Annotated in this window: 25 protein-coding genes; 16 read left to right on the top strand and 9 right to left on the bottom strand. The window is 62.1% G+C overall.

Translation table 11 applies throughout. The annotated features are described in order from the left end of the window. Positions 1–162: 162 nt before the first annotated feature. Entirely contained in the window at positions 163–1,176 is a 1,014-nt protein-coding gene (locus DXD16_RS04260; protein ID WP_117655221.1) for an asparaginase, read from the bottom strand. Positions 1,177–1,443: 267 nt separating this feature from the next. Between DXD16_RS04260 and guaA the strand changes: the two genes are divergently transcribed. Continuing rightward, complete coding sequence (gene guaA / locus DXD16_RS04255) at positions 1,444–3,042, top strand: glutamine-hydrolyzing GMP synthase (RefSeq protein ID WP_035136929.1); 1,599 nt, start codon at positions 1,444–1,446, stop codon at positions 3,040–3,042. A 617-nt stretch (positions 3,043–3,659) separates the two neighbouring features. Here guaA and DXD16_RS04250 read toward each other — a convergent pair. Next, positions 3,660–4,106 carry a helix-turn-helix domain-containing protein gene (locus tag DXD16_RS04250; RefSeq protein WP_233502603.1) on the bottom strand — a complete coding sequence of 149 codons (447 nt, stop codon included), beginning with the start codon at positions 4,104–4,106 and terminating at the stop codon, positions 3,660–3,662. A 107-nt stretch (positions 4,107–4,213) separates the two neighbouring features. Between DXD16_RS04250 and DXD16_RS04245 the strand changes: the two genes are divergently transcribed. Genes DXD16_RS04245 through DXD16_RS04235 form a run of 3 tightly spaced genes read left to right on the top strand, consistent with a single transcriptional unit; the run spans position 4,214 to position 5,920 of the window. Then, positions 4,214–4,417 carry a hypothetical protein gene (locus tag DXD16_RS04245; protein WP_042433219.1) on the top strand — a complete coding sequence of 68 codons (204 nt, stop codon included), beginning with the start codon at positions 4,214–4,216 and terminating at the stop codon, positions 4,415–4,417. 1 nt (position 4,418) lies between these two features. Next, the gene (locus DXD16_RS04240; RefSeq protein WP_022349660.1) at positions 4,419–5,489 is read left to right on the top strand and encodes a site-specific integrase; all 1,071 of its coding nucleotides are present in this window, start codon (positions 4,419–4,421) and stop codon (positions 5,487–5,489) included. 5 nt (positions 5,490–5,494) lie between these two features. Continuing rightward, positions 5,495–5,920 carry a hypothetical protein gene (locus DXD16_RS04235; RefSeq protein WP_022349659.1) on the top strand — a complete coding sequence of 142 codons (426 nt, stop codon included), beginning with the start codon at positions 5,495–5,497 and terminating at the stop codon, positions 5,918–5,920. Positions 5,921–5,923: 3 nt separating this feature from the next. Here the strand turns inward: DXD16_RS04235 and DXD16_RS04230 are convergent, their stop codons facing one another. The 5 genes from DXD16_RS04230 to DXD16_RS04210 are packed head-to-tail and all read right to left on the bottom strand — an operon-like array spanning position 5,924 to position 12,522. Then, the gene (locus DXD16_RS04230; RefSeq protein WP_117655220.1) at positions 5,924–7,627 is read right to left on the bottom strand and encodes a DUF262 domain-containing protein; all 1,704 of its coding nucleotides are present in this window, start codon (positions 7,625–7,627) and stop codon (positions 5,924–5,926) included. Positions 7,628–7,678: 51 nt separating this feature from the next. Next, the gene (locus tag DXD16_RS04225; protein ID WP_022349657.1) at positions 7,679–7,897 is read right to left on the bottom strand and encodes a hypothetical protein; all 219 of its coding nucleotides are present in this window, start codon (positions 7,895–7,897) and stop codon (positions 7,679–7,681) included. A 24-nt stretch (positions 7,898–7,921) separates the two neighbouring features. Continuing rightward, complete coding sequence (locus tag DXD16_RS04220; protein ID WP_022349656.1) at positions 7,922–8,806, bottom strand: DUF4238 domain-containing protein; 885 nt, start codon at positions 8,804–8,806, stop codon at positions 7,922–7,924. Between the two features lies 1 nt (position 8,807). Further along, the gene (locus tag DXD16_RS04215) at positions 8,808–11,870 is read right to left on the bottom strand and encodes a type III restriction-modification system endonuclease (RefSeq protein ID WP_033499421.1); all 3,063 of its coding nucleotides are present in this window, start codon (positions 11,868–11,870) and stop codon (positions 8,808–8,810) included. 1 nt (position 11,871) lies between these two features. Beyond that, positions 11,872–12,522 (bottom strand): hypothetical protein, encoded by a 651-nt coding sequence (locus DXD16_RS04210; protein ID WP_199408098.1) that lies wholly within the window; start codon positions 12,520–12,522, stop codon positions 11,872–11,874. Between the two features lie 680 nt (positions 12,523–13,202). Here DXD16_RS04210 and tet(W) point away from each other — a divergent pair. Next, positions 13,203–15,122 carry a tetracycline resistance ribosomal protection protein Tet(W) gene (gene tet(W) / locus DXD16_RS04200; RefSeq protein ID WP_117655219.1) on the top strand — a complete coding sequence of 640 codons (1,920 nt, stop codon included), beginning with the start codon at positions 13,203–13,205 and terminating at the stop codon, positions 15,120–15,122. Positions 15,123–15,919: 797 nt separating this feature from the next. Here tet(W) and DXD16_RS04195 read toward each other — a convergent pair. Beyond that, positions 15,920–16,333 (bottom strand): helix-turn-helix domain-containing protein, encoded by a 414-nt coding sequence (locus DXD16_RS04195; protein ID WP_117205503.1) that lies wholly within the window; start codon positions 16,331–16,333, stop codon positions 15,920–15,922. 139 nt (positions 16,334–16,472) lie between these two features. Between DXD16_RS04195 and DXD16_RS04190 the strand changes: the two genes are divergently transcribed. The 5 genes from DXD16_RS04190 (at position 16,473) to DXD16_RS04170 (ending at position 19,883) form a co-directional block, all read left to right on the top strand. Then, entirely contained in the window at positions 16,473–16,688 is a 216-nt protein-coding gene (locus DXD16_RS04190; RefSeq protein WP_117205502.1) for a hypothetical protein, read from the top strand. Beyond that, entirely contained in the window at positions 16,675–17,748 is a 1,074-nt protein-coding gene (locus DXD16_RS04185; protein WP_117205501.1) for a site-specific integrase, read from the top strand. Before DXD16_RS04190 ends, DXD16_RS04185 begins: the two co-directional genes overlap by 14 nt. A gap of 1 nt (position 17,749) precedes the next feature. Beyond that, positions 17,750–18,130 (top strand): hypothetical protein, encoded by a 381-nt coding sequence (locus tag DXD16_RS10355; protein ID WP_199408096.1) that lies wholly within the window; start codon positions 17,750–17,752, stop codon positions 18,128–18,130. Between the two features lie 156 nt (positions 18,131–18,286). Then, on the top strand, positions 18,287–18,904 hold the full coding sequence (locus tag DXD16_RS04175; protein ID WP_117205499.1) for a DUF6088 family protein: 618 nt from the start codon (positions 18,287–18,289) through the stop codon (positions 18,902–18,904). Continuing rightward, positions 18,888–19,883 carry a nucleotidyl transferase AbiEii/AbiGii toxin family protein gene (locus DXD16_RS04170; RefSeq protein WP_117205498.1) on the top strand — a complete coding sequence of 332 codons (996 nt, stop codon included), beginning with the start codon at positions 18,888–18,890 and terminating at the stop codon, positions 19,881–19,883. Before DXD16_RS04175 ends, DXD16_RS04170 begins: the two co-directional genes overlap by 17 nt. On the opposite strand, the gene DXD16_RS10350 is transcribed toward DXD16_RS04170, so the two are convergent. Continuing rightward, positions 19,841–20,233, bottom strand: a complete 393-nt coding sequence (locus tag DXD16_RS10350) for a hypothetical protein (RefSeq protein ID WP_198666433.1) — start codon at positions 20,231–20,233, stop codon at positions 19,841–19,843. The two genes, DXD16_RS04170 and DXD16_RS10350, sit on opposite strands and share 43 nt — an antisense overlap. A gap of 544 nt (positions 20,234–20,777) precedes the next feature. Here DXD16_RS10350 and DXD16_RS04155 point away from each other — a divergent pair. The 6 genes from DXD16_RS04155 to DXD16_RS04130 all read left to right on the top strand — a co-directional run bounded on the left by DXD16_RS04155 (position 20,778) and on the right by DXD16_RS04130 (position 25,527). Continuing rightward, the gene (locus DXD16_RS04155) at positions 20,778–21,149 is read left to right on the top strand and encodes a YraN family protein (RefSeq protein ID WP_117205497.1); all 372 of its coding nucleotides are present in this window, start codon (positions 20,778–20,780) and stop codon (positions 21,147–21,149) included. A gap of 203 nt (positions 21,150–21,352) precedes the next feature. Next, a complete protein-coding gene (locus DXD16_RS04150; protein ID WP_117205496.1) occupies positions 21,353–22,117 on the top strand; it encodes a ParA family protein in 765 nt (254 codons plus the stop codon). Then, positions 22,104–23,060, top strand: a complete 957-nt coding sequence (locus DXD16_RS04145) for a ParB/RepB/Spo0J family partition protein (RefSeq protein ID WP_117205495.1) — start codon at positions 22,104–22,106, stop codon at positions 23,058–23,060. The genes DXD16_RS04150 and DXD16_RS04145 overlap by 14 nt, the downstream gene beginning before the upstream one ends. 210 nt (positions 23,061–23,270) lie before the next feature. Beyond that, complete coding sequence (locus DXD16_RS04140; RefSeq protein ID WP_117205494.1) at positions 23,271–23,717, top strand: CopG family transcriptional regulator; 447 nt, start codon at positions 23,271–23,273, stop codon at positions 23,715–23,717. Next, positions 23,705–24,976: a relaxase/mobilization nuclease domain-containing protein gene (locus DXD16_RS04135; protein ID WP_117205493.1), complete on the top strand. Its 1,272-nt coding sequence runs from the start codon at positions 23,705–23,707 to the stop codon at positions 24,974–24,976. The genes DXD16_RS04140 and DXD16_RS04135 overlap by 13 nt, the downstream gene beginning before the upstream one ends. Next, positions 24,973–25,527: a hypothetical protein gene (locus DXD16_RS04130; protein ID WP_075279302.1), complete on the top strand. Its 555-nt coding sequence runs from the start codon at positions 24,973–24,975 to the stop codon at positions 25,525–25,527. Before DXD16_RS04135 ends, DXD16_RS04130 begins: the two co-directional genes overlap by 4 nt. Positions 25,528–25,678: the final 151 nt, after the last annotated feature.

The following is a 25,678-nucleotide window of genomic DNA, read 5'->3' as shown; positions in this document are numbered from 1 at the left end:
GAATAAATATTTACTAGACGGCCCGTTCGTCCTAAAAGTTTGTCTAACAATCAGCCGATTCTGCGCCTCCGGCGGAGAAATTGCAGAATACTCCGATTTTTGCACGGCCCGAGGGGGACCACCTGTCGTTTGAGGCTGCGATAAGTGGAACTGCCTTAGGGATTACGCCATCGGGATGCGGTCGTGGTTGACTTGGCTGTAGAACAGGCGCTGGATCTCGGCGGCATCGCGTGACTGGCCGAGTGCCCACATGGTTTTGGCCACGAGCGTCTCGGTTGTCATATCGTCGCCGCGCAGAATGCCCGGATGATCGGCGTAGGCACGGCCGACCTCATAAACGCCCAGATCGAGGCCCTCTTCGGGGACCTGCGTGGTCATAACGACGGTGCGGCCCGAATCGACCCAGCGGAAAATTGTCTCCTGGAATGACTCGCCGGACTCGCCAAACTCGGGAATACCGCCAATGCCAAAGGTCTCCAGAATCACGGCGTCGTAGCTATCGGCAAGGGCGTCCAGGATACCCGGGTTTACGCCGGGCGTAAGCTTGAGTACAAATACGCGCGGGTCGATGCTGTCGTAGAAACGAACCGGGTTCTCGTTCTGGTGAGTGCCATGGAGTCCGTTGCGAACGATGCGGTCGTTGCGGATATAGGCAATGGGCGGATAGTTGACGCTAATGAACGCGTTAAAGCTCATGGTACGCTGCTTGCGGGCGCGCGTGCCGGCAATGGCGACGCCGCCAAACACAATCGAGACATCGTGCGAGTGCTCGTCGAGCGCATAGAGCAGGCTCTGGTACAGGTTGAGCTTGGCGTCGGTAAAGGGATTGCCCATGGGCTTTTGCGAGCCGGTGAGCACGATGGGCTTGGGGCTGTCCTGAATCAGGTAGGAAAGCGCTGCCGCGGTGTAGCTCATGGTGTCGGTACCGTGCAGAATCACGAAGCCGTCGTGGTTGGCATAACCCTCGACGATGACGTCGCGGATACGCATCCAGTCACTGGGGCGCATATTGGTGCTGTCGATGTTCATGGGCTGCACGACGTCGAGCTCGCAGAGGCCCGAGATCTCGGGGACGCTCTGGGCGAGCTCCTCACCGGTCAGGGCGGGGGAGAGGCCATTGCCGTCCTCGGTCGATGCGATGGTGCCGCCCGTGGCGATGAGAAGGATGCGCTTCATGCTGGTATTCCTATCGTATTTGCCGCCGCAGAGGCGGAGTCGTTCGGCAGTATTGTGGCACAGGGCGTCCAATGTTCAAACGTATTACATCATCTGTAACGTTTGGTAACACTTCAATCGCCGTCAAATAGGGCCCAGGTCGTGCGTTTGCCGTGCGCTGATGGCTGCGAGGAACGAGAAACCCCATATAACGTGTACACTATGAAAGCTGTTTTCGTTTATTCGCGCGGGTGGGTACCGGCTCCCCGCCAACAAGAGGGGGAAACCATGGATCAAAAGGCTTCCGCAAAGGTCCTCGTACTCGACTTTGGTGCGCAGTACGGTCAGCTCATTGCCCGTCGCGTCCGCGACCTCAACGTGTATTCCGAGATCGTTCCCTGCGACATCTCGGCCGATGAGATTCGCGAGATGAACGCCTCTGCGCTCATCCTTTCCGGCGGCCCGGCTTCTGTGTACGCCGAGGACGCTCCGTCCATCGATCCCGCCATCTTTGACCTGGGCCTTCCCGTCCTGGGCTTTTGCTACGGCCATCAGATCACGGCCGTGACGCTCGGCGGCAAGGTCGGTCACTCCGAGGTGGGCGAGTACGGCCGCGCCACTATTACGCGCACTGCCGGCGCCAAGCTCTTTAACTCCACGCCCATGGAGCAGACCGTGTGGATGAGCCACCGCGACGCCGTGTCCGAGGTGCCCGAGGGCTTTACCGTTACCGCCAGCACCGACGTGTGCCCGGTTGCCGCCATGGAGTGCGTCGAGCGCAAGATTTTCACCACGCAGTTCCACCCCGAGGTCAAGCACTCCGAGTACGGTCAGCAGCTGCTGAGCAACTTCTTGTTTGAGATCTGCGGCCTGGAGCCCAACTGGAGCATGGACAACCTGGTCGAGACCATGACGGCCGAGTTCCGCGAGAAGGTCGGCGACGACCGCGTGATTCTGGCCCTGTCCGGCGGCGTCGACTCCTCCGTCGTGGCTGCGCTGGGCGCCCGCGCCGTGGGCAAGCAGATGACCTGCGTGTTCATCAACCACGGCCTGCTGCGCAAGGGCGAGCCCGAGCAGGTGGAGGAGGTCTTCACCAAGCAGTTTGACGTCGACTTTATTCACGTCCACGCCGAGGACCGTTATGCCGAGCTTCTGGCCGGCGTGACCGAGCCCGAGGAGAAGCGCCGTATCATCGGTACGCAGTTCTGGAAAGAGTTCTTCGCCGTGGCGCAGCAGCTCGAGACCGATGGCAAGCCGGTCAAGTACCTGGCTCAGGGCACCATCTACCCCGACATCATCGAGTCCGGTGCTCGCAAGACGGGCGGCAAGACGGCCACCATCAAGAGCCACCACAACCTGATCCCGTTCCCCGAGGGCGTGCATTTTGACCTCATTGAGCCGCTCGATCACTTCTTTAAGGACGAGGTCCGCGCGCTTGGTTTGGCACTTGGCCTGCCGGGTCACATCGTGTTCCGCCAGCCTTTCCCGGGCCCGGGTCTGGCCATCCGCATCATTGGCGCGGTCGACAAGGAGAAGCTCGAGATCCTCAAGAATGCCGACGCCATCGTGCGCGAGGAGCTCGATGCCTACAACCAGCGTCTGTTTGAACAGACCGGCGAGCGCAACTCCGAGCACAGCTGCTGGCAGTATTTCGCGGTCCTGCCTGACATTAAGTCCGTTGGCGTTATGGGCGACGAGCGCACCTATCAGCGCCCGATCATCCTGCGCGCCGTCGAGTCCAGCGACGCCATGACCGCCGACTGGGCCAAGCTGCCCTACGACGTCCTGGCCCGCATCTCCGGCCGCATCGTGGCCGAGGTTCCCGGCGCCAACCGCGTGTGCTACGACATCACGTCCAAGCCGCCCGCGACGATTGAGTGGGAGTAGGCTGACAGGGTTCTGACCTGCATTTTTGAGTGCCGTACTGTGCTGCTGAGTTTCGTTTCGTACGAGAGTCACGGCAAAGCCACCAGCGACAATGGTGAGTAAATCCGATAATCAAGCCTCCGTTCCCGCGTTGGGACGGAGGCTTTTTCTTTGCCTTTTTACTCCCTTTCACCTGCGATTTCGCTATTTACTCCCCGTATTTCAAGACGGCAAAGTACGGGGCGGCATTCGGAGGAATGGGAGTAAGGATTCATCCCGAGTGAGTAGACGCGCTGTTTTTGTCCCCGAAGGCGAAACGGGACCGTTTCGGGGCCCGCGAAACTCAAATCGAACTCAATGGGCATTTTTGCGCTCTCCGTACGGCGTTTCCCCAGGTGGTTAATGGGGAGTAAAGAATCTCGCCACCTCAATGAAAACGGGAGTAATCAGGGGAATTGCCGCGGCGTACCGCCGCGTGCCGCCGTGTAAGCCACCGCGTCATTTACTCCCCAGGCGCGTCGAGAATGCCTTTGCATGCAATGGGGAGTAAAAACTCAACATGCGCGGGCGCGAGCGGCGCTCGCCGCCTAGCCTGGCGTCCTGATTCGGTTGCGCTGGTTGCGAAATGCGGAGAGCCGCTACAGCGAGGCTTTCCAGTCCTCGTATTCGTCGGCGTCGATCTTGCCGTTTTCGAGCTGCGCGCGCTTCTCTGCCCACAGTTCGATCGCCATCGCGGCTTTGGGCGCGTGCGGCGCCTTGGGGTTCAGGGAGAGGCCCGTGCCGTCGGCTGCGGGCACGATGCCGAAGGAGTCCTCGAGCCGCACGAGCAGCGACATGAGGTCGCCCGCGGTCTCGACGCCGTAATCCTTGAGGGCGTTGACGGACACGCCGAGCGCCGCGGAGATGGACTCGAGCAGCTCGGGCTTCACGGCGCGGATGCCGCTCTCGTAGTGGCGCACGGCCCCCTCGGTCAGGCCGACCGCCTCGGCGAGCTGCGCCTGCGTCATGCCGCGCGACTTGCGGTACCGCCTTATGTTCTCGCCTACGGACATGAGCCCTCCTCCTGGAATTACGTACCAGCACATCTTATCAGCGTACGCAAATGTACGCAATTCTATTGACAGTACAGATATGTACGTTTACTCTGAATCTGTGAACCGTACGTATCCGTACGCCATTGATTGGAGGAGCCATGGACGAGAAGGTGGCGAAGACGCCGAGGCCGCACATGCTGGACGCCGACGAGGTCGCGGAGCTGCTGAGGATCAAGAAAGGCAGCGCCTACGAGGTGATCAGGAGGATAAACGCCGAGCAGGAGGCGCGCGGGCGCGTGGTCATCCGCGGGCGCGTTCGAAGCGACGTCTTCGACGCCCTGTACTTCCCGGAGGTGGACTGACATGCCCGTGTACAAGGACGACGGCAACGGCACGTTCTACGTGCAGTGCTACTACCGCGACGCCCGCGGCTCGAAGCGCCACAAGACGAAGCGCGGCTTCTCCTCCGAGGTGGAGGCCGCAGTGTGGGAGAGCCAGTTCAAGAGCCTTAACGGCGGGGCCATGGACATGACGTTCTCCGAGTTCGTCGAGGTGTACGCCTCCGAGGTGAAGCCGCGCATACGCGAGCACACGTGGATCACCAAGGAGTACATCATCAACGACAAGCTCGTGCCGTTCTTCGGGGACATGCGCATGTGCGACGTGAGGCCGATCGACGTCATCAGGTGGCAAAACGAGCTCACCGAGCACCGGGACGCCGACGGGAAGCCCTGGGCGCCGACGTACCTGCGCACAGTGAACAACCAGCTCAACGCCATCTTCAACCACGCCGAGCGCTACTACGGCCTCAGCGACAACCCGGTGCGCAGGGTCGACAAGATAGGCTCGAAGAAGGGCGGCGAGATGCAGTTCTGGACCAAGGACGAGTACCTGAGGTTCAGCGAGGCCGTCATGGACAAGCCTCTCTCGTTCCACGCCTTCGAGCTGCTTTACTGGACGGGCATACGCTGCGGCGAGCTCCTGGCGCTCACGCCGTCCGACTTCATGCTGGAGAGCTCGCGGCTGCGCATCAACAAGTCGTACCAGAGCCTCAACGGCGTTGACACCGTGACCGACCCCAAGACGCCCAAGTCCGTGCGCACGATCGTCATGCCCGCCTTCCTGCGCGACGAGATGGCGGACTTCATCGAGATGCGCGACGACGTCGCCCCCGACGAGCGCCTGTTCGCCGTGACCAAGCACTTCCTGGCCCACGAGATGGAGCGCGGGTGCAAGGCGTCGGGCGTGAAGCGCATCCGCATACACGACATACGCCACAGCCATGTGAGCCTGCTGATAGAGATGGGCTTCTCCGCGCTGGCCATCGCCGAGCGCATGGGCCACGAGGCGGTGGACATCACCTACCGCTACGCGCACCTGTTCCCCACGAAGCAGGACGAGATGGCCGCCGCGCTCGACGGGGCGAGGGGGTAAGAAGGATGCCGTGCGAGAACAGCGCCCGCAAGCGCAGCAAGACGATGGCGTTCCGCTGCACGCCCGAGGAGCGCAAGCTCATATGCGAGATGGCAGCCTGGAGCGGCATGAACAGGCAGGACTACATCATCGCCAAGCTCACCGATACCCAGGTCGAGGTGAGGCCCTCCGTGAGCGTGCAGAAGGCACTGAGGGACTCGATGGCGGAATTGGCCAAGGAGGTGCGGCTGGCGGCCTCCTACGGCGAGCTGAGCGAGTCCCTGCAACAGAGAATTGAGCACGTGATGAGGTTCTTCCTAGCGCTCGGCGAGCCTCTTGACGCGCCGACGGAAGAGACATCGCCACGAACTACGTTTTTGGAAGAGCCGGTTCCATCCGTCATCGATGCGGGTTCCGACACCGCAAGCATCTTCGAGATGGGACGCAGGTAGGGCCTAGCGCCAGACCTCCAACGCCTTGTCCGCAAGCCATTCGGCGCGATCGGCGATATCGCCCTCGTTCCAAGACTCCTTCTCTAGGGCGCCGGCCATGGTCGCAAGGCCGGCGGCGCAGAGGGCAAGGCCGTCCTTGTATCCCTTTCCCTGCTTCTTGGTGGGCCAATCGGCATCGCGGATGGAGGCGTTGAGCGAATGCGTGATGATGGCGAGGTTGCCGAGCGTGAGGAGCTTCCGGTCCCTTCGCGTGGCAGCCTCATCGTCGAGGGCTCCCCATTTGTTGCGCCACTTCTTGGGCATCATGTGCTCGAGGGTGTACTGGTTGAACCCGAGCAGGGCCGTGCTGCTCATGCCCGGACGAATGGCGCTTTCCAGCAGATAGAGGACGCCCTTGGACTGGAGGTTGTACAGACACGATTCCTCGAATGCCGCTCGAACCTCGGCGTCGCCGGGCATGTACGTCGTCGTCTCGTCATTGGCTTCGAGAGTCTTCCTCAGCGCCTCCGCGTCCTTCACCTCGTTCAAGATCAGCGAGGTGAACAGCCTGTTGTAGTTCTTCGTGGTCGCCTGAACCAGCATTCGGCGGACGATGTAGCTCTCAAGCAGGGCGTAGATCTTAGATTCCTCGCTCGAAGACTCCGCGTTCTTTCGAACGTAGAGCACGTACGGGATGAGCGTCGAGTTCTTGAGGCCGAATATCAGCACGTTCAGGCGCTCGACGCCGGAAGCGGAGGGGATGTCCGCGTCGCAGTAGCCAGGGTCGAACGTGGACTCGAACGCCTCGGCATACGCCTTCATGTTGTCGAGAATCTCGACCTTGTCGCCGTTGCAGTACCTGCCGATGAAATCCTTGTAGGACTGGAAGAGGTTCGAAGTACGCGAATAGAAGAGCTTGTCCTCGGTCGTGACGCCACGCCTCTTGTCCTGGACCAGAATCTGGAGGAACGCGTCGAAGAAGAGGTCGACGAGCGTGCGCTTGATGCGCCCGGTAACGATCTCCTGCTCCCAATACTCCCTCTTCTCAGCCGTGGGCTCGAAGACGTCTTCCCAGCACTCCTTGAACGCCTGCTCGTTCTCGCGGTTGAAGAAGTAGTTCTTAAGGAGCTCCGCCGTCGTCAGGCGCACCCCGAGCGAGTTGATGGTGTCGAATATCTGCTGCTCGTCCTCGCCCTCGGTAAGATCGATGCAGACGAACTGGACGTTCGACTTGATCGTGTTCCTGTCGACCTTCTCCGGGTCGATATTCTTGAGGAAGTAGTTGTAGGCAAGGACGATGGCCGAGGAGCCCTCGAGGGGTTCGCAGCCCGTGGCGCTGACGACCTTTTCGAAATCCTGCCGGTCGTACTTGCCGTGCCGCAAGGCGACATCGCCGGTCTCCAGGACGAAATCTCGCTCAAACAAATTGTTGGTGCCGTTTTTTGCACAGAGTGCCTTGAAGAAGATGACCATGGTCGTGAGTCGCTGCTGGCCGTCGATGACGGTGCGAACCTCGGAGACCTCGGACCAGGTGTTGCCGGAGGAGGCCTGCTTCAGGATGATGGAGCCCAGGAAATAGGGCCGCTTCGAGGCCGTGACGAACTCCATGTCGCCGAGGAAACGCTCCCATTGCTCTTCTCCCCAGACGTACGCCCTTTGGTAAAAAGGTATTTCGAGCAGGCGCGATCCGTTGAACACGCCGCTTATCGTTGCTTTTCCTGCATCCATCCTTAAAGCCCTATCTATCCTTTGCGGTTATTGCTGGCGGGGTCAATTTTATCAATACGCTGCTTGACCCTTTAATGTTCCCGGTCCTTGCCGTCTTCTCCCCAGAAGGTGCTCGAAGATGATGCGCAGGTCCTCGTCATCAAGGCAGCCGCCCTCGAGGCAGCCACGGTCGATGGTATCGATCATCGTCTGCCCCTTCTTCTTCGAGCGGTCGTAGATCACTGTGTCGAGGGATAGCTCCCTGCCGTCGCGCGTGAACATCTCGTGCATGAATTCGGCACTGTTCGCTTGACTTCAATCGCGTACCGCGTGCTCGAGCGGGCCGCTTCCCCTCGATATGGCGACATCCCAATGCTCGCAGTTAAGCAGAAGAAGTCGGTTCATGAACTCGACGCCCGAAAAACCGAGTCTCGCAAACGGCGGAAATAGAGGGTCATCTGAAAAGACCGCAGCATACTCACTGCTCAACGGCATATACGCGAGATGAAAATCGTACGAGTCGTCCTCGGGCCCGATGATGAACATAGGCATCGACGTCGTAACGAACCCTGAGCCGACGGGTGCCCTAAGGATGGAGAAGCTCTTCTCAAAAAAAGCCTTTCGAATACGGTTAACTGGCACAATATCATCGTTGGAGAAGAGCATGGTTGCGGCGGCGGCAAGCTCGACCACCGCTTGGGAATCCCCGCGCCAATCCGACCAATCGAGCAAGCCGAGCTCATAGGGTGTCAGATGAACGTTTCTGAGCAGCTCTTCGGCAGTCTCGCGTGACCATTTCTTGTCGACGCGCATACTGATAGGGTGCCGGACGATGATATTTGCTGCCAGCTCGCAAACGGCGGCTTTCCCATCAGAATACCCTTCGTCTTCGCACTGGTCTTCTTTCTGGCGTTCCAAAAAGCGATCGTAAAGCGGCGCGATGCGGCTCTCGAGCTCAGATAGCTTAACCTCGATGAGGTTCTGCGCATAGAATCTGTCTGTCGCATCGCCTGTCGCATCGGCATGCTCGACCTCATAAAGATCGCGCATGCTGCAAAGGTTCTCGCAATTCGTGCGGAAGAAGGAGCCCTTCTGTCTGCTGTAGGCATGAAGCTGCCCGGAGGAATCCGCGAAATGGCGCAGGTAGAACCGCGGCACCCAGTGCTGCTTTCGCGTCATCTTTCCGGGCAGCTTCGACATCCTAAGCCTTCACCGCCTCGTATTGGTAGGTCGTGCGCACGTTGTAATGGAAGTCGTTTCCGAGGTCCAGCGCCTCGAAGTGCTTCTTGGCGCAGCCGATCTTGATCTTCTCCGCGTCGCGCAGGGCGGGCTCGCCGTTCTTGCCGCCCTTGGTCTCGGTCACGAAGTACACGCGGCGCTCGCCGTCGGCCTCCTCGACGTACGCCCAGTCGGGGTTGTAACTGCCGAGCGGCGTGTCGATCTTGAACGCCGAGGGCAATTTCGCGAACACGAGAACCTCCTCCTGCTTGTCTAGAGCCTCGGCAAAGGAGCGCTCGACCCCCGCCGAGTCGTAGACCACGTAGTTGTACAGGCTCTTGCTCGTCATGTCCGGCTTCCACGCGTTCTGCCCAAGGTAGGCCGTGTAGTCGTCAAGCTCGAGGTCGCGCATGGTGTACCACTCGTCCTCGGGAAGGCGCACGTACTTGATGCCCTGGGCGATGAGGTCGTTCTTCACGCGGTTGATCTTGTCGCCGACCTGCGCGAGGAAGGTCGCGGGGTCGATCTCGAACTCGTCGAGGCGGCTGCAGCCCTCGAGGATCGCCTTGATGGTGCCGCGGGTGAGCCCGACGGCGTCCTGCAGCTCTGCGATCGGGTCGGGAAGGTCGTATTTCACCTTTCCCGAAACGGACACCACGGAGGTGCCCGTGCCCTCGGCGCTCACGCCCGCGTCGTCGATGCCCAGCGAGGCACGCTCGCTCGTCACCTGGGGCGGGCGCACGGCGAGCATGCCGTCGACAGCTTCGATGGCATGTTCGATGAGCTTGCCGGAGTCGACCTCGACCTGGAAGCGCGTGCGCTGGCGGATGCGGTCCCACAGGGCCTGGAACGCAGGGTCGAGCGTGACGTCCTTCTGCAGCTCGACCGAGACCTCCTTGGCCTTGTCACGGATCTGGACCCTCTGGGACTTGTGGATGATGATCGCCTCGACCTGCTCCTTGGCAGGCTCGAGCTCGGCGGGGAGCTCGACCTTGCCCTCCTCGGCGGCCGCCTTCAGCTCGGGCGTCACCGCGCCCTTGTCGTCGACCATGCCGGTCGCGACGAGGTGGTCGTAGACCTGCTTGGACTTCTCGTAGCCCAGGCGCTCCTCGACGCCATCATCGCCCTTGACCGTGACCTTCGTGAAGCTCTCCGGAGTGATGACGCCGAACTTGAAGTCCTCAGCCTCAAGCTCCTTCTGCAGGCCGTTGGCGAAGTCGTCGTAGCTCTCGTTCGCGATGACGGTGAGCACGTTCGCCTCTGGGTCGTACAGGCGCTCGCCATCCTGGTTCACGCACAGGCGCAGACCGCGGCCGATCTTCTGGCGCTTGGTCAGGTTGTCCTTTGTCTCGACGAGCGTGCAGATCTGGAACACGTTGGGGTTGTCCCAGCCCTCCTTGAGCGCGGAGTGGCTGAAGACGAAAGAGACGTCCTTGTCCGCGTCCTTGCCGTCCGGGAAGGAGATGAGCGTCTCCTTCTTCTGCATGATGAGCTCGAAGGCCCCGGCGTCGTCGGCGGTGCCGGCGGCTCCCTTGGAGTCCTTGAACTTGCCCTTCTTGTCCTTGGCGAAGTATCCCTGGTGCACGGCGTGGGGGTCGCGCACCAGCGGGGCGCCGACGGCTTCGTAGCACTCGAGCCACGTGCCCTTGCCGATCCCCGCCGCCTTTGCGATGCGACGAGGCGCCTTCGAGTTCAGGGCACCTGCGTACTCCTCCTCAAACATCAGGGCGTACAGGCCGCCGTGGACTTCGGGCTCGTAGACGCGGTATCGGTCGACGCGGTCGATGAAGAAGAGCGAGAGCACCTTCACGCCGCGCGGCCACAGCTCGAACTGGCGGGCCAGGTGGTCCTCGATGGTGCGGCGGATCTGCGCGCGCTTGACGACCTCCTCGTTGACGTCGCCCAGCGCCTCGCCGAGCTCGAGCACCTCGCCGTTCTGGAACTCTATGAACTCGTCGCCCACTGCGGCGCCGATGTTGTTGACCACCCAGCCGCTCTCGTAGTCGCTGTTCTCGCCGCTCTTCTGGTAGAGGTCGTTGCCGGTCTTCACCGTGACGGCCTTGCGCTTCTGCGTGCCGTCGGCCTGGCGCACGTCGATGGACACCTTGGCGGAGAACGGGTCGGACTTGACGGACTCGAGCCTCACGTACGCGCCGTTGAGGTTCGCCTCGGCCTTGATCGAGTCCACGCAGATGCCCTTCACCAGGTGGCGCTCGAAGGCGTCGACCGGCGTGAGGCGGTAGATCATGTTGTAGGCCTGCTTGTGCGTGGCCGAGTAGCGCAGCACGAACAGCGGGTTCAGGCTCTTGATGGCGGCCTTGGCCTGCTTGGTGTTGTCGACGCTCTGGGGCTCGTCGATGATGACGACGGGCTTGCAGGCGCTCACGAGCTCTCGAGGGCTGAAGCCGCCGGTGAGCTTCTCGCTGGGACGGTGGAAGAGGTTGCCCTCCTTCGCGGTGCCATCCTTCTCGAGGCCCTTGTTGAACGCGTCGATGTTGATGACCATGACCTGGATGGAGCTCGACGTGGCGAAGTTACCCACCGGCCCCATGTCCTTCGAGTCGTACACGAAGTAGTCGAGCGGCGTGCGGTCGTAGAGCGTCTCGAAGTGCCTGCGGGTGGTCTGGAGGCTCTTGAGGACGCCCTCGCGGATGGCCACGCTCGGCACGACGATAACGAACTTGGTGATGCCGTAGCGGCGGTTTAGCTCGTAGATGGAGCGGATGTAGACGTAGGTCTTGCCGGTGCCGGTCTCCATCTCGACGGTGAAGTCTCGCAGGCGCCCATCGGTGAGGACGTCGGTTGCCGGGAGGCAGCCCTCCTCCTGCACGGCGTGCAGGTTGTCGAGGAGCTGGCCCGGCGCCACGCGAAGCTCGTTGCCGTGGCCGACCATGAGCTCGCCGATTGCCGTCTGGCCTTTGCGGCCGGAATCGGCGGAGAATACGCTGCCAATAAATTGTTGTCCGCGGAACAGGTCGCAGGTTGCTTCGATGGCCTCCAGCTGGTGCTGCTGGTCGGATGAGAACTTGAACTCGAGCGCCGCCATGCTAGACCGTCCTCAATTCGATCTCACAGCCCATGCGCTCGCCGGCGTGCTTGAAGATCTGCACGGCGTTGAGCTTGAGGGTGTCGTCGAGGACGGAATCGAGGATGAGAACGCGCCTGGGCTCCATGTCGGCGATGGCCTCGAGCGCCTCAATGGTGAGGCCTCGGGACATGCAGCAGACGAGCTCGTCGCAAGCGACGGACCAGATGGGATAGCCCGCGGCTTCAGACTTCTCGACGGGCAGCGTGAGCTCGAGGCCCCATTTGAGCATCATCTCGAAGACGATATCCATATCGGAGCGATCGGGCTTGACCACGTCGAAGAGGAGCTGACCGGGCTCGGGCTTCTCAATGCCGGACTCATCGAGCTCGAACACACGGAAGCCGATGTCGGGAAGCTGCTTGGGTCCCTCGCCAAGCTTGAGTTGACGGTTGGATTCCTCGAGCTCGGTTTTGATTTTGTCGCCTGCGCGGCGAATGCGTCCTTCGCCTATGTCGCAGAGAGTCTCATACCCGTCCTTGTAGGCGTCGCGTTTCGGGTCACAAGGCTCTGGAAGCTGGACAAGGATAAACTGATAGCGATCATCTTTTCCGAGCTCCTGCAGGAACATGGCATGGGCGGTCGATGCTGAGCCTGAGAAAAAATCAAGCACAATATCACCCGTGCTTAAATGCTCATGTACGGTAAAGAAGCAAGCAACCGAAAACAATAGATAGACCGCCAGCACTACACTATTCCGAACCAAAGACCAAAAGATAAGCATTTTGAGAAAATCTAAACTTTTGGATTTTCCTACAATGCCGACTACGGCGGAATCCCTCCCACTCCTTATATATTTCTTTCTGTATACATTGAATTTGTATTTAGTAAAATGCAGACAACACCACGGATCGGCTTTTGGCTGGACAATTCCAACCAAACACCGCAGCAGACAGTAGAAACCATTCTGAACGTTAGGAAGCCGGTATGATTGTTACATATAAGGGGAAGAAAAATTTCTTTTAGATACTTGTTTTCCTAAAACTGATGTGATATAATAATTCAAGTCCAGAAAAGGAGTAAAAAATATGCGGCAAGGTATTCTTAAATAAAACTATAATCAAATAGTGGGAACAAAGGATTATGATAGTCCCTTTTGTAGGAGCTTAGTTTTTTGTACCCAATTTAAGAATACTTTTGCCTTATCAATTTTGACATATCCCCAAAAACAGCACTCACAAACAGGTGTATGCTGCATATGTGTATGTCCGCAAATTATCATCCCCAGTGGTAAAAGTATTTTACTGCTGGGGATTTTTATGCCCTTCGGGGCAGTAAAGGGAGGACAATCACATGAAAATAATCAATATTGGAATTCTTGCCCATGTAGACGCTGGAAAGACGACCTTGACGGAGAGCCTGCTATATGCCAGCGGAGCCATTTCAGAACCGGGGAGCGTCGAAAAAGGGACAACGAGGACGGACACCATGTTTTTGGAGCGGCAGCGTGGGATTACCATTCAAGCGGCAGTCACTTCCTTCCAGTGGCACAGATGTAAAGTCAACATTGTGGATACGCCCGGCCACATGGATTTTTTGGCGGAGGTGTACCGCTCTTTGGCTGTTTTAGATGGGGCCATCTTGGTGATCTCCGCTAAAGATGGTGTGCAGGCCCAGACCCGTATTCTGTTCCATGCCCTGCGGAAAATGGACATTCCCACCGTTATCTTTATCAATAAGATCGACCAGGCTGGCGTTGATTTGCAGGGCGTGTATCAGTCTGTTCGGGATAAGCTCTCCGCCGATATTATCATCAAGCAGACGGTGTCGCTGTCCCCGGAAATAGTCCTGGAGGAAAATACCGACATAGAAGCATGGGATGCGGTCATCGAAAATAACGATGAATTATTGGAAAAGTATATCGCAGGAGAACCAATCAGCCGGGAAGAACTTGCGCAGGAGGAACAGCGGCGGGTTCAAGACGCCTCCCTGTTCCCGGTCTATCATGGCAGCGCCAAAAAGGGCCTTGGCATTCAACCGTTGATGGATGCGGTGACAGGGCTGTTCCAACCGATTGGGGAACAGGGGAGCGACGCCCTATGCGGCAGCGTTTTCAAGGTGGAGTATACAGATTGTGGCCAGCGGCTCATCTATTTGCGGCTATACAGCGGAACGCTGCGCCTGCGGGATACGGTGGCTCTGGCCGGGAGAGAAAAGCTGAAAATCACAGAGATGCGTATTCCATCCAAAGGGGAAATTGTTCGGACAGACACCGCTTATCCGGGTGAAATTGTTATCCTTCCCAGCGACAGCGTGAGGTTAAACGATGTATTAGGGGACCCAACCCGGCTCCCTCGTAAAAGGTGGCGTGAGGACCCCCTCCCCATGCTGCGGACGTCGATTGCGCCGAAAACGGCAGCGCAAAGAGAACGGCTGCTGGACGCTCTTACGCAACTTGCGGATACTGACCCGCTTTTGCGCTGCGAGGTGGATTCCATCACCCATGAGATCATTCTTTCTTTTTTGGGCCGGGTGCAGTTGGAGGTTGTTTCCGCTTTGCTGTCGGAAAAATACAAGCTTGAAACAGTGGTAAAGGAACCCACCGTCATTTATATGGAGCGGCCGCTCAAAGCAGCCAGCCACACCATCCATATCGAGGTGCCGCCCAACCCGTTTTGGGCATCCATCGGACTGTCTGTTACACCACTCCCGCTTGGCTCCGGTGTACAATACGAGAGCCGGGTTTCGCTGGGATACTTGAACCAGAGTTTTCAAAACGCTGTCAGGGATGGTATCCGTTACGGGCTGGAGCAGGGCTTGTTCGGCTGGAACGTAACGGACTGTAAGATTTGCTTTGAATACGGGCTTTATTACAGTCCGGTCAGCACGCCGGCGGACTTCCGCTCATTGGCCCCGATTGTATTGGAACAGGCATTGAAGGAATCAGGGACGCAACTGCTGGAACCTTATCTCTCCTTCACCCTCTATGCGCCCCGGGAATATCTTTCCAGGGCTTATCATGATGCACCGAAATACTGTGCCACCATCGAAACGGTCCAGGTAAAAAAGGATGAAGTTGTCTTTACTGGCGAGATTCCCGCCCGCTGTATACAGGCATACCGTACTGATCTGGCCTTTTACACCAACGGGCAGAGCGTATGCCTTACAGAACTGAAAGGGTATCAGGCCGCTGTCGGCAAGCCAGTCATCCAGCCCCGCCGTCCAAACAGCCGCCTGGACAAGGTGCGCCATATGTTCAGTAAGATCACTTGATACACCACAGCGAGGAAGGTTATTGTATTTCCCTGTCTTTCGTGGTAAAATGTAGTTGTAAACCACCAGAGAAACCAATCTAATTTTACCGTTGATAGCCATTTTCTTGATAGCCAAATGATAGCAAAAGTTCGGCAAGCCCATAGGATAAGGATAATAGGTATCAGGAAAAATCAAATGGTATCAAATCCCCCAAACAAAAGCGTTTAGAATTAAGTTTCATTTTGCGAGTGGGAATAACGGGAACTGGCTTCTGAACTCGCGTTTTGGTGCTGCCGAGTACCGCCTGATACTGTTTCGGCATCGCCGCAGGACGAAGCCACCAGCGAAATAGTGGGAATAACAGCCCTCGAACCCTCTGGTTCGAGGGCTTTCTTTTTGTATCTCTACCTGGGAAAACGACCCAATTATTCCCGTCTATCCCTACTGGGCGGTACAGCGGAGTACTCGGCGGTACGGGAATAATTAGGCCCTGCGGGAATAATTCACAATTCGGGTCCCCCGAAGGCCGGTTTCGAACGGTCGAAACTGAGTTGAAACTGCGAGGCGGATTCAAACCCTTTTCAATTGTATTTGCCCAGGTCAACAAACGGGAATAAAGAAACGCGGAAATCGGTTTCCGCAGTTTCGACAACCCCGAATGCCGCCGAATAACGCCGTGTATCTTGCTGTATTTTAGCGCGCAATTATTCCTCGAACGGGGCTTCAGGGGTGCCGATTTCATACGGGAATAATGGAACAGCCTCCGGAGAACCGGAGGCTGTTCGCAAGAAAACGTCAATTCACCTGGGAAGATGTCAGAAAGAGGCCTTCCAGCCGGCGTAAGCGTCCTCGTCGAGTTCGCCGCGCTCGAGCTCGGCACGCTTTTCGGCCCAGGTTTTGATCGACTGCGCGAGCTTGGGGGCATGCGGCGCCCTGGGGTCGACCGCCAGGCCCATGCCGTCCTCGCTGGGGACGAAACCGTAGCCCTCCTCAAGCTGCAGCAGCAGGGCCATGAGGTCTCGAGACGTCTCGACGCCGTAGTCCTTGAGCGCGCCCTCGGAGACCTCGAGCGCCTTCGCGATCTTCTCGAGCAGCTCGGGCTTAACCGCGCGGATGCCGCTCTCGTAGTGCCTGATCGCACCCTCGGTGAGCCCTACGGCATCGGCGAGCTGGGCCTGCGTAAAGCCCTTCGCCTTGCGATGCCGCCGAATGTTGTCGCCTGTCGCCATGTGCCCTCCTATAGATTTCGTCGGCGACCATTCTATCAGCGTACGAGTTTGTACGCAATTCTATTGACAGTACAGATACGTACGATTATTCTCGGGAATACGAGCGTACGCATACGTACGGATAGATAGGAGGTCCAAGATGGAACAGCCGGTGGCAAAGACACCGAGGCCGAGCATGCTCACCGCCAACGAGGTGGCGGAGCGCCTGAAGATCAAGAAAGGCAGCGCCTACGAGGTCATCCGCCAGATGAACAAGGAGCAGGAGGCCCTTGGGCGCGTGGTGATCCGCGGACGCGTCCGCAGCGACCTGTTCGAGGCCCGCTACTTCCCGGAGGTGGACGATGCCAGCCTATAAGGACAAGAAGACGGGGCTCTTCTACGTGCAGTTCTACTACCGCGACGCGCGCGGGGCCAAGCGGCACAAGACGAAGAAGGGGTTCCAGACCGAGCTCGAGGCGCTTCTGTGGGAGAAGAACTTCAAGGCCCTCAAGGATGACGCCATGGACATGACCTTCGCCGACTTCTGCAAGGTCTACGAGGCGGAGGCGAGGCCGAGGGTCCGCGAGCACACCTGGCTCACCAAGGAGAACATCATCCAGAGCAAGCTCCTGCCGTTCTTCGGCGACATGCGCATGTGCGACATACGGCCCGTCGACATCGTCAGGTGGCAGAACTCCCTCACTGGATCAACAAGGGCGGACGGCGACGGCTTCAAGCCCACTTACCTGAGGATCATCAACAACCAGCTAAACGCCATCTTCAACCACGCCGAGCGCTACTACAGCCTGGAGAAGAACCCCGTCCACAAGGTGGACAAGATGGGCAGCAAGGAGGCCGGCGAGATGCAGTTCTGGACCAAGGACGAGTACCTCCGCTTCTCGGAGGCCATCTCCGACAAACCGCTCGCCTTCTACGCTTTCGAGGTGCTCTACTGGATGGGCATACGCTGCGGCGAGCTCATGGCGCTCACGCCCTCGGACTTCCTGATGGAGACGTCGGAGCTGCGCATAAACAAGTCCTACCAGCGCCTGCGCGGCGAGGACGTGGTCACGAAGCCGAAGACGCGCAAATCGGTGCGCACGATCAAGATGCCCGCGTTCCTCCGCGACGAGATGGCGGAGTTCATCGAGATGCGCGATGACGTGGCGCCCGACGAGCGGCTCTTCGGCTTCACGAAGCACTTCCTCGTGCACGAGATGGACCGCGGCTGCAAGGCGTCGGGCGTCAAGCGGATACGCATCCACGACCTTCGCCACAGCCACGTGAGCCTGCTCATCGACATGGGCTTCTCCGCCCTCGACATCGCCGAGCGCGTGGGGCACGAGGCCATCGACATCACATACCGCTACGCGCACCTTTTCCCCGCCAAGCGCGCGCAGATCGCCGACGCGCTCTCCGAGCTGAGGGGCGAATAGGATGCCGTGCGAGAACAGCGCCCGCAAGCGCAGCAAGACGATGGCGTTCCGCTGCACCCCGGAGGAGTACGAGCTGATCGCCAACATGGCCGCCTGGAGCGGCATGAGCAGGCAGGACTACATCATGGCGAGGCTGACCGGGACCGAGATAACGGTAAGACCGTCGTCGCGGACGCAACGGGCGCTGCGCGACTCCATGAAGAGCCTGGCGGAGCGGCTCCTCGCCGTGTGCGACGCCGATGAGCTTGATGCGGACCTCCAAAGGCAGCTCGCCCTGGTCATGGAGATCTTCAACGGGTTCGGCGAGGCACCGCCGCCCGGAAGGCGCGCAAAGCGCGAGAAGGGGCCCGGCGACGATTTCTTCGGGATGTCTCGATGCTAATCCCGGGCCGCGATCGGGAGGCGCAACCGCTTCCGGGCGCACGCGCGCGTGCCGGCGCGGCGAGGGGCCGCAGGCGCAATGCGTGGGCGACCAAGGCAATCAGAGGCAATTTGATGAAAAAGGTATATACTATTTTCATCAAAAAGGAGGAACGCTATGACAGAAGCAGAGGCCATCGCTAAGCGCATAGAGAGCTTCGGCGCCGGCAGGGCCTTCACAGCCGCCGACTTCTCCGACGTCGCAGGCCGACGCAATGCCGCCAACGCGCTCGGGCGCTTGCATGCAAAGGGAGGGATCGCCCGCGCCATCCGCGGCGTCTACTACGCGCCGGAGCGCAGCGCGCTCATGGGCACCGAGGTGCCGGCCAGCGCCGACGAGGTCGTGCGCGCCGTCGCCCGTGCCAACAAGTGGGTCGTCGCACCGTCCGGCGACGCGGCGCTCAATGCGCTGGGCCTCGACACGCAGGTGCCCGCAAAGCTCGTCTACGTCAGCAGCGGCCCGTACAAGCGCTACGAGTACGGGCCGTACGATATCGAGCTCCGGCACCGCGCCAACCGCGACCTGCTCGACTGCTCGCAGATCACCTGTACCATCGTGCAGGCCCTCAAGGCGCTCGGACGCGAGAACGTGGGCGACGAGGAAATCAGAACGCTCGCGCGCAACCTCACGGAAGGGCAGGTCGGCGCGTTCCTGGAAGAGTCGGCGGGGCTCACCTCCTGGGTTGCCGACGCCGCGAAGAAGATATGGGAGGCGAAACATGGACAGGATCGCTAGGGCCTCGACCGGCGAGCGCAGGCTGGTCTTCGAGGCCGCCGCGCAGAGGATGGCGCTTGCACCGGCCGTCGTCGAGAAGGACTTCTGGGTGTGCTACACCTTGGACCACCTTTTCCACAGAAGCGGCTTCGCCGAGTCCATGGTGTTCAAGGGCGGCACGAGCCTGTCGAAGGCTTTCGGGCTCATCGAGCGCTTCTCGGAGGACATCGACCTCATACTCGATTGGCGACTCCTGGGCTACGGCGAGGACGAACCGTGGGAGCCGCGCAGCAACTCGGCGCAGGAGCGGTTCAGGGCCGACAGCATCGAGCGCGCGAACGCCTTCCTGGCCGACGCCTTCGTCCCGAAGCTCAGGGCCACGCTCTCCGAGTCCCTCGGCACCGAAGCGTCCGTCAGGTGCGGGGCCGAGGAGGAGACCGTGTACTTCGACTATCCGCGCTCCTATGAGTCGGCGGGCACGCTCGACACCATCAAGCTGGAGATAGGACCCATGGCGGCATGGTCGCCCTCCGAGGAGGCGGCGATAGCCCCGTACGCGGCGGACGTGGTTCCGTTCGGGCCCGAGCTGTCGACCACGGTGCGCACCGCGAGTCCCGAGCGCACGTTCTGGGAGAAGGCCACCATACTGCACCAGGAGGCCAACAGGCCCGAGGGCAAGGCTATGCCCAGGCGCTACTCCCGCCATTACTACGACATGTACCGCCTCGGCCACTCGTTCGTGCTCGGCCGCGCCGTGGCGCAGCCTGGCCTCCTCGAACAGGTCGTCAGGTTCAAAGAGAAGTTCTACCGCACGCCGTGGGCCAAGCTGGCCGATGCGAGGCCCGGCACGCTCAGGCTCGCCCCTCCAAAGGGCAGGCTCGACGAGCTGGCGGCCGATTACGCCTCGATGAGGCCGATGCTGTTCGGCAGCTACCCGAGCATCGATGAGATAGTCACCTACATGGTGGAGCTCGAGGAGACCATCAACGGGCTAAGCTGACCAAGGGCGCCCCAATTCCGGGCGCCTGCCAGAATCGAAGAGGCGGGGCGGGCAACGCGGCGGCTTCCCCGCCGAGAGCGGAGCGTTCCTTTTCGACGGGCGGCGTTGAGAGTTCGGCATAAAAGACCTCGTTCTGCAGCCTCCAGGATGCGCGCGGCGTCCTCGATGCGCTCGGCGCATCTCTCGCTTATCGACCTCAGGGCCAGTATGCCCTCGACGTCGAGAGGGTCCAGCTGGTCGGCGTGCGCCATGGACTCGAGCAGCTGGTCCAGCCCCCTCGCCAGCCTTCCCGCATCTGCCACCGCGTCGAGCAGCTCGCGACGCTCGTCCTTCTCGTTGATGCCCGTCAACAGCCGTCCTCCTTCTTCCGACGGACGTGCTGCGCAGCACCGTAGCCGTTCCGCATGGAGAGCCGCCTCGCCGCCAGCGGCCCCGTGAGCATATCGACCGTGAGCGGCACGGGAGAGGCCGTCCCGATTAGGGTAGCGGCGCCGCGACTCGGAAACGCGCCTCCGTCCTCCACGCGACGTCCCGACGTAACCCTCGCGAGCGCCCCAGCAATCGCCGACAGATCGCATCCCATGTCCGGAAGCCCCGGCGCCCATGTCCGATTCCATGCCGCACGCCTCCGCCCCTCCGATCCGAAACCCGCCCCGGCGCTCCTTGGACGCGCAGGGTCGCACGCCGGCAGGCGGCCAGCAAGGGCCGCGACACTTTTTCGAGTTCTTCGCCCCATGCGCTCCGCGCGCGAACAACGCGAAAAACTGCCGTCGGGAGACTTCTATTTCTATGCCCGACTTCGCTTCCTCCCTTGCCGGCGCGCCCGCGCTGCATGCGACTCACGCGGCGCAAGGCACGCCACAGGGGCGGGCCTCAGAGTCTAAGGAGCAAGACATGAACGACATGAAGGAAAAGGCGATGGGCGCGGTCAAGGCCTTCCTCGAGCGCAAGGGCTACGAGATCGTCGACGAGGCCTGGCAGGGGCCCGAGGGCATCGGCGGGATCGACCTCGTGGCGGTGGACGAGGACGGGACCCTGGTGTTCGTCGACGCCACGGTCCGCATCGGGACGGACGGATTCCCCGAGGCCCACAGGGCGCGCGGGATGCGCGAGGCGCTGGCGGCGACGTGGCTCGCCGGCAACGGCGACGACTACGCCGACACCCCGGTCCGCTTCGACGAGGTGGCGATGATGGTCGTCAAGGAGAACCGAGCGCTCCTGCGCCACCACGTCAACTGCTTCGGCGAGATGGAGCCGCTCTCCTAGGCGGCGCGCCCGGCCCCGGGCCCCCGGGGCCGGGTTTCCCCGAATCCGGCCCCTGTACCACGAAAGCGTACATATTCGTACGTTTTCGTGGTACACTCCGCTTGTCGGACAAATCCGTACGGTTTTGTCCCGACGCTCCGAGACTCGGGGCGCGCCGGACCGGATGCGGCGAGGCGCGCCCCACGCTAGAGAGGACGCGACCCATGCGCACGATAGCCATTTCCAACTACAAGGGAGGCGTCGGCAAGACGACGACCGCCGTGAACCTGGCGGCGATCTTCGCCGCCCGGGGCCTTCGGACCCTGCTCGTCGACCTCGACCCGCAGGCGTCTGCCACCGACTTCTTCGGCCTCTACGACCGGGCCGCATCCGAGCGGCGCACCTCGGTCGAGCTGCTCTACGGCGGCGCGCCCGTGGAGGAGGTCGCCTACGCCGCCGGGGAGGGCCTCGACGTGGTGGCCTCGACCATCGACCTCGTCGACCAGAACGAGATGCTCCTGCGCGAGCAGCGACTCAAGTTCGCCCTCGACGACGCCTCGGGCTCCTACGATGCCTGCCTCATCGACTGCAGCCCCGTGATGCGCAGGCTCGCCTTCAACGCCTACCTCGCCGCGGCGGAGGGCGGCATGGTCGTCATCCCCGTGAAGCTCGACTCCACCGTGATGCGCGGCACGGCGCTCACCGTCGAGGCGACGCGCTCCATCGCCGACGCCCTGCGCATGCCCACGCCCAGATGGAAGATACTGCGCACCTGCGTTCCCGGCCGCATGACCAACGCCGAGGCCACGGGCGCGGCCGTGCTCGACGGGTTCTTCCCGGGCGAGCAGTTCGAGACGGTAATCCACGCGAGCAGCAAGGTCTGCGAGGGCAGCTGGCAGTGGAAGCCGGTGGCCGCCTTCGAGCCGGGGAGCCGCCCCGCGCGCGACTACGAGGCTCTCGCCGACGAGGTGTCCCGTGAGCTCGCCTAGCCAGGTGGCCGCGGGCTTCACCATCACGGGGCTGCTCGACGGCGCGTCGCGCACCCGCGGGCGCTACCCGGTGTCCGAGATCGCGGTGGCAGACATCGCCGACCACCCGGCGAACGCCGCGTACTCCATGGACCCGGCCGGCATAGCCGAGCTCGCCGAGTCCATACGCGCCGACGGACTCACCGACCTGCCGCTGGTGCGCAAGGTCGGAGACGGCTCGTGGCAGATGGTCTCCGGGCACCGCCGCAAGGCCGCCTACGCCCTGCTCGCCAAGGACGACCCCGCCTACGAGAGGATGCCCTGCCGCGTGATAGAGGGCATCGACGACGAGAGGGCGGTGACGCTGCTCCACGCCGCGAACTACTTCACCCGCGCGCTCACCGTGACCGAGCGCGCCGCCGCGACCGAGGCGCTCAGGGGCGACGCCGTGCGCCTGCGCTCCGAGGACCCGTCGCTTTCCGGCATGCGCGTCGACGACGTGAAGGCCGCCATCATCGAGCGGCAGACGGGCCGCAAGGTCTCCGGCAAGACCATCGCGCGCGAGGAGAGGCTTGCCCGCCGCATCGCCGAGGACCTCTCGCCCGAGTGGGCCGCCGAGGCAGACCGCGGCAACCTCAGCGCCGAGGCGGTGCGCTCGCTCGCGGGCATGCCGAAGGAGCGCCAGGCGGAGATGCACGCCGCCATGGAGCCCTGGCGGCGCACCAAGCGCGAGCTCTCCGACTACGTGAGGAGCGAGGGGAAGGCACAGCCAGGCCCCGACGGGCGCATCGCGAAGGCCGCGAGGCTCGTCGCCGACTTCCTCGAGAGCCCGCCCGAGAGCCCGAGCGCGGCCGACCTCTCGCTGCTGCGCGAGATGGCGATCATGACCGCGCCGTACGCGGATGCGGGCACCGATGCCCGAAAGCGCCGCAGAAGGGCCCCAGGCCCGAAATCCAGCAAGTAGCCTATGGCGTCCGACATCGCGTCGGGCGTCCATAGCACTTGGGGACCGGGCGGCCTCGGACCCGTCATGCCGCGGGCCGTTGGGGAGCCCGCTTACGCGAGGCCCGGTCCCAGAGGCGGCGCCCGAGCCGGGCCGCCGCCTGCGGGGGATCCCCCGCGCCCCTAGAGAGACGCGCCCGCCGCGCGGCGGGCCCGAGGAAAGGAATCCGCCATGGAAGAGGAAGCCGGCGTCGCCAAAGGCAAGGAGCGCCGCGTCACGTTCCGCATGGAGGGAGGCGACTACGACGCGCTCTGCGAGCGGTGCGAGCGCGCCGGCCTCAGCAAGTCGGAGTACCTGCGTTACCTCGTGCGCATACCGTTGTCGACGGAGGCCAACGCGGGAGACGAGCACCGCATACTCGTGGACCGCAGGGCCCTGTGGGCGATGTCGCGCGAGCTCACGAAGTGGGGCTACCACTACAACCAGGCCGTGCACGCGATGAACCTCATCAACTTCCACGCCCGCCATGGGCGCGTCGACCGCGACCTCGTGGCGGAGAGCGTCCCTACGATCGAGCGCGAGCTCGCCGACGTGAACGCCGCGGCCCGCGAGATGGCGGCCGAGCTCGGGCGCATCGGAGCCGACTCGCTCGTGGAGGGGTCGCCATGCCGATCCTGAAGCCGATAAGCGGCCACGGCGCGACCGGAGGCATCCGCCGCTACCTCGAGAAGGGAGGCCGCGCCCTCGCGCGCGACCTGTTCAACCTGAGCTACGACGAGCGCGACGCCGGCGCGCTGGGAGACGAGGCCAAGGAGGCCTGCGCCTGGGACGCCGAGATGGACGCCACTCGCGCCGCCTTCGGCACGGACGCACCCTGGAGGGGAAAGCCCGCGCGCACGTTCAAGCACTTCGTGCTCTCGCCGGACCCCGGCGACGACATCGACCTGGCTGCGCTGCGCGAGCTCGCGTGCTCGTGGGCGCTCAAGCACTTCGGCGACCACGAGATCGCCATCGTCTACCACGACGACAACGCCCGCGGCATACCCCACGCGCACATCGTAGTGAACAACGCGAACCTCCGCACGGGCTACCGCATGCAGACCCAGCACCCCGAGGACCTCAACCGAGACCTTCAGGACATGGCCCGCGAGCGCGGGCTGTCGGGCCTCTCCAACGACCGGGCGCCAGAATCGCCGTCGAAGGCGCGAGGGCGCGCCGGCGCGGGCGGGCCCAGGAGTCGCAGGAGCGTCTACCTGGGCCGTGCCGAGAAGGAGATCATGCGCTCTGGCGGCTACTCGTGGGTCGGCGACATCCGCGCCCGCGTCGCGCTCGCCAAGACCACGGCGCGCGACGAGGCGGAGTTCCTCGGCATCCTCGACGCCCTGGGCGTGCACGTCGCCGACAACTCGGCCAAGGCGAGGCGGGACGACTGGGTGTTCAGCCTGGCAGAGGAGCCGTCCAAGAAGGTCAGCGGCGAGCGCCTGGGGTTCGTCTACGGCAAGGAGATGCTCCGCCGGCGGTTCGAGCGCGAAGGCGCCTACCGCCCCACGGACGCGAGCACCGCGCGCATCCGCGAGGCCGCCGAGCGGGCCCTCGAGCTCAACGACCTCTCGGAGCTGAGCAGGCTCTCCTCGGCGCTCGAGACCTGCGCGAAGTTCGACGTCGAGTCGATCGAGGAGTTCGGTCTCAGGATGGCGACGCTCGAGCGCCGCGGCCAGGCGGGCGGCGAGGGGTACCGCCGCCTCGAGGCTGCGCGAGCCTACATAGCGGAGAACGGCCTCATGCCCCTCAAGACCCGCTACGGGAACGGCGACAAGCGCGGCGAAGCCGGCGACAACCAGCGCGGCAGCCGGCATGAGGACGAGCAGCAGCGCATCCTCGCCGCCGAGCGGCAGCGGGCCCAGCAGGACCAGCGCAGGGAGAGGGGCCGGAGATGATGGTGAGGATAGAGTACGAGGGCGGCAGGACGACGCTGTTCGACACGCTCTCGTTCACGGAGGGGTCGCCGTTCTCCGGCGCGAACATGCTCACGGAGTTCGAGCTCGAGATGCGTGAGGTGCCCGAGAAGGGGCTTTGGCTCACGGCGAACTGGCACCAGGTGCGCGACGACTGGCGCGCCGACGCGCCCGCGGACGGCATCCCGGCCGCACGCAGGTCCCGCGGATGGCGCTTCATGCTTGCCTCGGAGGCCGAGCTCGGGCGAGCCCGGCGCGTCCTGCTCGACGGCGACGAGGCGTTCGCCCGGGTGCGGGGATACCTGTGCGACGCGGCCGCGATCGGCGCCTGCTACCGCGAGCACGTGGGTCCTCCCTCAAAACCGCTGAAGTCGCAGATAAAGGAGCTGCAGCGCGCGCTGGGGAGGGCGGAGGTCCCGGGCGTGCCCGACGAGCTGGCGAGGCTGCTCGCGCAAGAGAAGGAAGAGGGCGCCGAGGATGGTGCCCGCAAGGTCAAGGAAGATTGGGGTGACGTCGATGAAGAGGCTTGGTAGGTTCCTCAAGGCGGCGCTTAAGGTCACGCTGGGCTTTTTCGTCTGGCTGTTCCGCGCCGTGTTCAAGTGGGTGATGTAGTAAGAGGCGGGCAATTGCCCGCCTCTTTGTCTTACAGGCTTTAGCCTGTGCGGGGCGCGCAGCGCGCCGCAT

The sequence above is a fragment of the Collinsella sp. TF11-5AC genome (genome assembly GCF_003436775.1).
GTDB lineage: Bacteria > Actinomycetota > Coriobacteriia > Coriobacteriales > Coriobacteriaceae > Collinsella.
The sequence above is the reverse complement of the archived record's forward strand: the minus strand, read 5'-3'. Positions and strand labels throughout refer to the sequence as shown.